The organism is bacterium, assembly GCA_035527515.1.
Classification (GTDB): Bacteria; B130-G9; B130-G9; order B130-G9; family B130-G9; genus B130-G9.
In genome coordinates, this window is sequence record DATLAJ010000176.1 from 1 (window position 1) to 6,994 (window position 6,994).

The window sequence follows — 6,994 nt, forward strand, 5'->3', positions numbered from 1 at the left end:
GGAGGTGTTTGATGAATCTGAAGTGGGTGTATGACCTGGATGCTAAGGCGGTGGGGGTTCAAGCATACAACCCCCCCCGATGCCAATTTCCCCCCCTCACCGGTCATCTCACCATCCCCATAGCCCCGCTCCAATGGCAAGCAAACAGGGTGTTGGCACAGAGGTAGAATTTCACTGAGCAAAACTTTCTCTCGCGAATGAATCTACATAGGCCTGTGTGGTAGAGCCTCGATAATTCTGAAGTGGTATCACTGCCGAGGGCATGCGCGTAACCATTACGTAACTGGTTACACGTGGTTACTGGTTACACCGCCGAGGGCCACGATAGGGATTCTTAGTCTGCTATGACCACTACAGCGATGCTTTCTCACGCTCTGCTCCCGAAGTAGTGTCAGACATCAACTAGGTCAGTGCTAGTCCCAATTCGGCTTGTAGTTCTGAGGACGTGCACTGCCGAGGGCCAGGTGTTGCACTGCCGCCAAGGAGGTCACGCCCGTGGGGCGGCTCAAACGACATGCGTGATGGGGGGTTGATATGCACATAGGTAGTTCCCACCTTGGGAGGTGAAGGATGATGGGGAGAACAGCATACGCATGTTCCCCCGCATGATAGCGCCACCACGTCAGCCAACGTGTCTATTCGCTCAAGCTCGGCAAAGTCTCCTTCTCCGGCCTGCCGGATGAGCTGCAACAGGACAAGGAGACTCTTAAGCGGCTGTTTCTGTAAAGCCTCCCGTGTCTAGATGTATGTCCTGCTAACACGGGCGGCGGTGGTGTGAACCCTTCAGGATCAGGGTTGGGACTCATCGCCTACTCCTGCCGAAGCCAATTGAGTGCTGAACAAAATCGCCACTTGATCTTTGTCCAAATGGGAAAGATCAGGGCAACAGATTCTCCGATTCCCGTATCGGGTTCCCGGTATTGCCTGACCCGTGTATTATGCACATCAGATTGAGGCGGGTTTCTTCTGGTTTAGGTAGCACCGTTGTTCTGGCAAGGGACGTGATTGAAGATGAGTAACGTGCAGCGTTTCTCGGATCAGCGTCATGTAGAGCAAATACGCAAGAGACTATGGTGCGGGCGAGAATTCGGCCAAGCAGCAGTCATGGTCGGGGCAGGTTTTAGCCGCAACGCGGCGAGAACCTCTGACAGGATTCCTCCTTGCCCATTGTGGGGCGAATTAGCTTCCCGGTTCTTTGACGACCTTTATCCCGGCGACACAATTCCCGAAGCAAAGAGAAAGAAGCTAAAGTCGAAAGCTATTAAGGGATCTGGGGCATTGAAGCTCGCCAGTGAGTACGAACACACATTTGGGCGTGCCGCGCTCGATAGGCTGCTTCAAGAGGAGATACGTGACACGAGCTATAATCCGGGCCACCTTCACAGATTGCTTCTCTCACTGCCGTGGTCGGATGTGTTCACAACCAATTACGACACTTTGCTTGAAAGAGCCTCGGCAGATATCTATGACAAGAAATACGATGTCGTCGTATGTCAGGAAGACATCCCCGGTCGAATGAAGCCGAGAATCGTTAAACTGCACGGGAGTTTCCCCTCCCATAGGCCATTCATCATCACCCAAAAGGACTACCATAGTTACCGCAGGAATTGCGCACCTTTCGTAAACATGGTTCAGCAGAGCATTATGGAGAACGTCTTCTGCCTGATCGGCTTCTCCGGGGATGATCCTAATTTCCAATGCTGGACTGACTGGGTACGCGAGAACTTGGGAGCCCACACACCCAAGATTTACCTTTGCGGCCTTTTGAGTCTGTCTGCGCGGAGGAGACAGGAGCTTGAGACTAAAGGAATAATCCCAATAGACCTTTCACCAATATTCCCGGAGTCAGAATGGCACGACGTTAAGATCCGCCATGCGAAGGCGCTCGAATGGTTTCTCTTGGACCTTATGTATGGTAAACCGCCTGACGTGACGACCTGGCCGAAGCCCACACCAACTAGTGTTTGGAAGCGAAGCGAGAGTCTGCCGCCCGTCCCGCCCGGGCCGGCTTCACTTCCGGATCTGGGCAGAGAAGATCCCGAGCGCCTGTCATTTGAGTCACTGGATGAGAGCAAGCTTAAGAGACTGCGTGAAAGCTGGGAACGTCAGAGGCTGAAGTATCCTGGGTGGGAGATTGCTCCTCCGGAAAACAGGGATGTGATCTGGGAAAAGACCAAATACTTGATCGACCCGGTCTTGAACTCTGTCGCGCGTCTTCCACTTCCGCAGAACTTGTTCCTGCTTTACGAGCTGAATTGGCGTTTAGAGAAAGCCTTCATGCCCCTGGTCGGCCACTGGCACAAGAAGATGCTGGCCGTTGTACGAAGCTTCAACCCATATCCCAGCCTAGTAGAGCTCGAGGGAGCCACGATAAAGCCAGACATGGATGAGTATAGGAGCCTAGATTGGCGCCTCGTCGGCGAGCGTTGGGTCAAACTCGCTTTTGCGCTCGCAAGGAAGGCGAGGGAGGATCTAGACCAGAGGAGCTTCGATCAATGGATGGGTCCTCTCGAGAAGATTGTGGGACGAAACAAGAAGTGGCAGGCCAGGTGGTTTTACGAGAAAGCCCTATTCCATCTCTCTCGTCTAGAGCAGGTGGAAGCCAGAAAGACAATAGACGAGTGGCCTCTTGTGCAAGACCTCCCATTCTGGAACGTGAAGCGGGCGTCTATACTTGCTGAGCTCGGAGAGCTCAAAGATGCGAAGAAGGTTGCCCAAGATTCCTTGAACACTATCCGTTCCGGCCTCGATGCATATTCTGCAAATTATTCTCTTCTATCCCAAGAGGGTTGGACGATGCTCCTCTTGCGGTCCATCCGCCGGCGTGAACTCAAATCCGAGAGCGACCTTGAGCAAGTAGAGAAGAACCGATGGGTAAGACTGGAGGAATACTCATGCAATCCCCTGTCTCAGGTGAAGCACTTGGAGTCAGAGCTCTCAGGACCGCCTCCCCAACCCTCGCGCTACAAGCAAGTCAAGAAGGATTTTGACAGGGGAGGGGTTACCGTCACGAACCTCGCTGCAACGGGCTTGAGCATTTTTGATTTCCGTCAGGCGTTCGTTTGTCTTCGGATGCTTGAGGAAAGTGGGTGCGGTCATGCCACCCTCCCTTCTGAAATGGTCATAAAGGCTTGTGAATGGGTGGCGCCATTTGCACCACTTCTGTCTCTAACCTCAATGATTAGATCGGGAAACAAGAAGGGAATTGAGGATCATTTCGACCGGGTTCGTGTCGCCACGTTATCAACAGATCAAGTGAATGTGCTCAACGACATGTTCACGACGGGCATGGGACAAGCAGTTGGGCATCTTGCTAGGAATCAGCATGAGATCAATCTATGGCAAACGAGTTTTTCTCAACGCCTTGTTGACACACTCTCAGTGCTACTATCCCGCCTCTGTCTCCGGCTATCTGCTGAGCAGCTTGAGAGTCTATTCGACTCGGCAATGAGAATGTATGAGCACTATCTCTTCGCCGCATGCTATTTATTTCACGAGTCCCTTGGCGCCATTTTCCGCCAGCTCCTGTCCTCAATGCCCGAATCAATGACCCTGGAGAGAATGCCGATATTGCTCTCGCTGCCCATCCCGACTGAGATGGGATTCAAAGTGGCCATGCGTGAGCGGTGGGTAGAGCCCTTTGATTGCATTGTGTGGCCAGAAGCCATGAAATTGGACACGGGTTTCGAACGATCCACATGGGCCGCTCCCATCGCTAATCTCATCCGTGTCGTGAAGGACGGCGCGCCGGAGGCAAGGACGCGGGCAGTGTGCAGGTTGGCAAAGATCAACGAGATAGAGGCATTGACCGATGAGGAGAGAGCCTCCTTCGCTAAGGCTTTGTGGTCGAGAACTAACGCAAAGAGCAGGCTCCCATCCGTTAGGTTCTTCTTCGACTCTGCCTTCCTGTCCCTTCCAGAACCGAAACCTGGGATGGCCAAAGAGAGACTATCCGACCACCTTCTGGCGACGACATTCCCGCCTGTAATAGCCAGGGACGATAAAGGGGGTATCCGTATGGATTTTCACCTCGTTGAGGAGAAGTATGCTCAAGAGTGGCTCATCGCAACACTTCCTTTGTTTCCGTCGGAACAGCAGGAAATGAGATGTATAGACTGGGGTGCTGAAGAGGCACTGGCGCTCTTCCAGAAGGTGGATAGCACATGGGCTGGGGAGAAGGCCGATTTCCTGAACGGCCAGCTGATCCGAGACTTCAAAGACAGGCTGCGATTGCGCTTTGACACTTTGGTTACATTGATGGCTGAGGTGGTCTTGCCCAGACTCGGCTCAATCGATGACTCGAGCATGAAAGACCACGCTCTCAAAATGCTCGATGAGATGGACCGTTCAGGAATTTGTGTCCTCTCGGCCTTGTCCATGACTCTTTTCATTGAGCGAGGCTTAGTTGACGAGACCGCCTCGAGGCTTCGCGTTGGGCTGAACTCCACGAAAGAGAAGGAAGTCAATGATTCGATCTCTGGTCTTTTTTTCTGGCTTCTTCACAGTGAAAGAGGCAGCATCCCCGTACCGCCTGCGGACCTATTGAATGATCTGATCAACAAGATTGTGGCTCGAAGCCAGCCGGGTCTCTTGGCGGCGCTGCACACGGTCTCAACCATCATTCGGAACCTCCCTGCTCTCTTAAATGAAAGGCAATGCGGCTTGCTTTGCGCTGCTCTTGGTTATCTTCAAGAGGTTACCCGGTTGCCGAATGAAGCGGAAAGGCAACGAGTCTCCATCCTTCCAACAGCGATTCCGATTCACGACCTACCCAAGTATCAGGGAGCTGCTGCAAAGCTGGCTTACGGTCTCCAAGGCCTTTACCGGAGTAGGAAGATGCCGATTCCTGACGCCGTCCGTAACTGGCATGCGATGTCCAAAATCAGCCCGTTGCCAGAGGTCAAGCGTGTATTGCAGCAGCCCTAGTGACCGACGACAGAGACTGCTCCAATGGACTCAAGGCTGCTGTAACGCCTCCTCGCAAAGGGGGAAGGCAGCGACCTCGGCCCCAGGATCGATCTCGAGGATCATCTTGTTTTGTTTGGGCTGTTTCCCATGTTATCGGAGGCATTTTTCGGCTGGTGCGATGCAGAAGCCGTGCTGAAATGCCGCAAATCCTGTCGGGACAAGGCTCTCAAGGTATTCAATCATCCACGCAAAATCTCGGCTATCATCGACACTTGCAGACAGGTTGCGATGGCTGGCTTTGAGAAGTTCAAACATCTTATTGAGACTGGTGGGGTCTACTTTTTGGGAAGGCTTGATTTCATTGGGCCTGTTACGCGGTATCATCTTGCGAAGAACATAGGCCTTGACGTGGCAAAACCGGATAGGCATCTCGCCAGAGTGGCAAAGGCGGCCAATTTCGATTCTCCAGACCGTCTTTGTCGCGCCATAGCTGATGATACTGCCGACCGGGTCTCTGTTGTCGATCTCGTCATATGGCGTTTTGCGACTATCGAGCCGGGTTACGTGAAGCACTTCTCGGTATCCGTCTAACCCTGTCCGAGGCTCCAAGCACTACACATACGGTCGTATGGTTGCGGATGTTATCCTAATTGACGGCCGCGACTTGAGCAGGATGCTCGTCGCCAGCGGGCATGCTTGGTGGTATCGCGAGTATGTGCCCAACGACAAAGTTCTTGAGCTTCTGGAGAACGAGTCGCGCAAAGCCAAGCGGGGTCTGTGGGCCGACTTAAGCCCTATACCGCCTTGGGAGTTCAGACACGGGACGTCTCCTGCATCCACACATAAGAATCAACCCAGCCCGAATGTGACGCCCCCCGATAGGTGGAATAGACAGACGACAGTTTACATCACGAGAACCGGCAGCAAATATCATCGGGGGAACTGTCGATATTTGCGCACGAGCAAGATACCGATCAGCCTGGCTGAGGCTAAACGCATGGGATACACACCGTGCAAGGTATGCAAGCCGCCGCATTGATGCAAGTGAGACACATCGTAATCGCAATAGCAGTCGGACTGACGGCCCTGGCCTTCGTGCTGGGACTCATCACAGACGACACACCGACGTATGCAGAGATTGAGCATAGCTGGATAGAGGATAGGTATCTCGACGACAACCAGCGCGAGTTCGGCATCCTGGGCGCTGCGGCCACGTGTGAAGCGATGCGCGAGATACAGCCGGATTAACGGACTTCATCGCAGCCAAACACCCTCCCGCGCAGAGAAGAGAGCCATCCACTTAGATAGGCTTCCAATGAACCTTCTCGTGTGGTCGGGACTGTAAAATTCAGAGCAAAACTTTCTCTCGAGAAATCCGCCCCCTACCTTCTTATATGCCCCTCTTGAAATTCTGAAGCGCCGCTATTGGCAAGGGCAAGAGCGATCGCTGGCACGGGGTGGAGCAGAGATTCTCGGTCTGCTGCGGCCTGTACCTCCTTGCTTTTTCGTAGTCTGCCTCCGGAAGTGTGGAAGATATCGTCTAGGTCAGTGCCAAGCTCGATTCGCTTGTAGTGTTCTGTCCACTGTCGTCAAGGGGGGGCATGGTTACATGCCGGCATAGTTGATAGGTGGGGGTGTTGATTGAAAGGACAGGGGGGCTGAGCGGCCCCCCGCATAGCAGCGCTTGCGTATGTAGGGATAGCGGATGGGAACACATGTCGTGCAGTGTTCCCTCGCATAGTGGGATAGGAGTGAGTTCCTATGGACGTGAGCGGAGTAACGGAGAAGAAAGGACTGGTCGGCTCCGCCTCCGAGGTGTTCGGGTGATTAGGGACGCCCTCTAGTTCCCGAGCTTCGCAAGCTCAGCTCTTGCCCACCCGTGACAGGTGAGCATGTTAAGCGATGCGTTGAGCGTGTTCCCACGACCCTAGCGAGAAGAAGGAGTCGCTCCGTTAGAGTTCGCGCAGGCTAACGAACGCGCTCCACTTCAGGAGAAACTAAGGATGGAGGGCGGATAGTTGGGTTCCGATAACGCTGTTATCGAGAACCAACACGTAAAGATTTGGCAGCTGCCAAACATCGATAA

4 protein-coding genes are annotated in these 6,994 nt (G+C 53.5%); all 4 read left to right on the forward strand.

All coding sequences use genetic code 11. The features are described 5' to 3' along the window. Window positions 1-1,011 precede the first annotated feature (1,011 nt). The 4 genes from VM163_14095 (at window position 1,012) to VM163_14110 (ending at window position 6,156) form a co-directional block, all read left to right on the forward strand. On the forward strand, window positions 1,012-4,926 hold the full coding sequence (locus VM163_14095) for an SIR2 family protein (protein ID HUT05009.1): 3,915 nt from the start codon (window positions 1,012-1,014) through the stop codon (window positions 4,924-4,926). A 111-nt stretch (window positions 4,927-5,037) separates the two neighbouring features. Beyond that, window positions 5,038-5,499: a hypothetical protein gene (locus VM163_14100; protein HUT05010.1), complete on the forward strand. Its 462-nt coding sequence runs from the start codon at window positions 5,038-5,040 to the stop codon at window positions 5,497-5,499. Between the two features lie 37 nt (window positions 5,500-5,536). Beyond that, window positions 5,537-5,947, forward strand: coding sequence for a thermonuclease family protein (locus tag VM163_14105; GenBank protein HUT05011.1), 411 nt, complete (start codon window positions 5,537-5,539; stop codon window positions 5,945-5,947). Beyond that, window positions 5,944-6,156: a hypothetical protein gene (locus tag VM163_14110; GenBank protein HUT05012.1), complete on the forward strand. Its 213-nt coding sequence runs from the start codon at window positions 5,944-5,946 to the stop codon at window positions 6,154-6,156. Before VM163_14105 ends, VM163_14110 begins: the two co-directional genes overlap by 4 nt. Window positions 6,157-6,994: the final 838 nt, after the last annotated feature.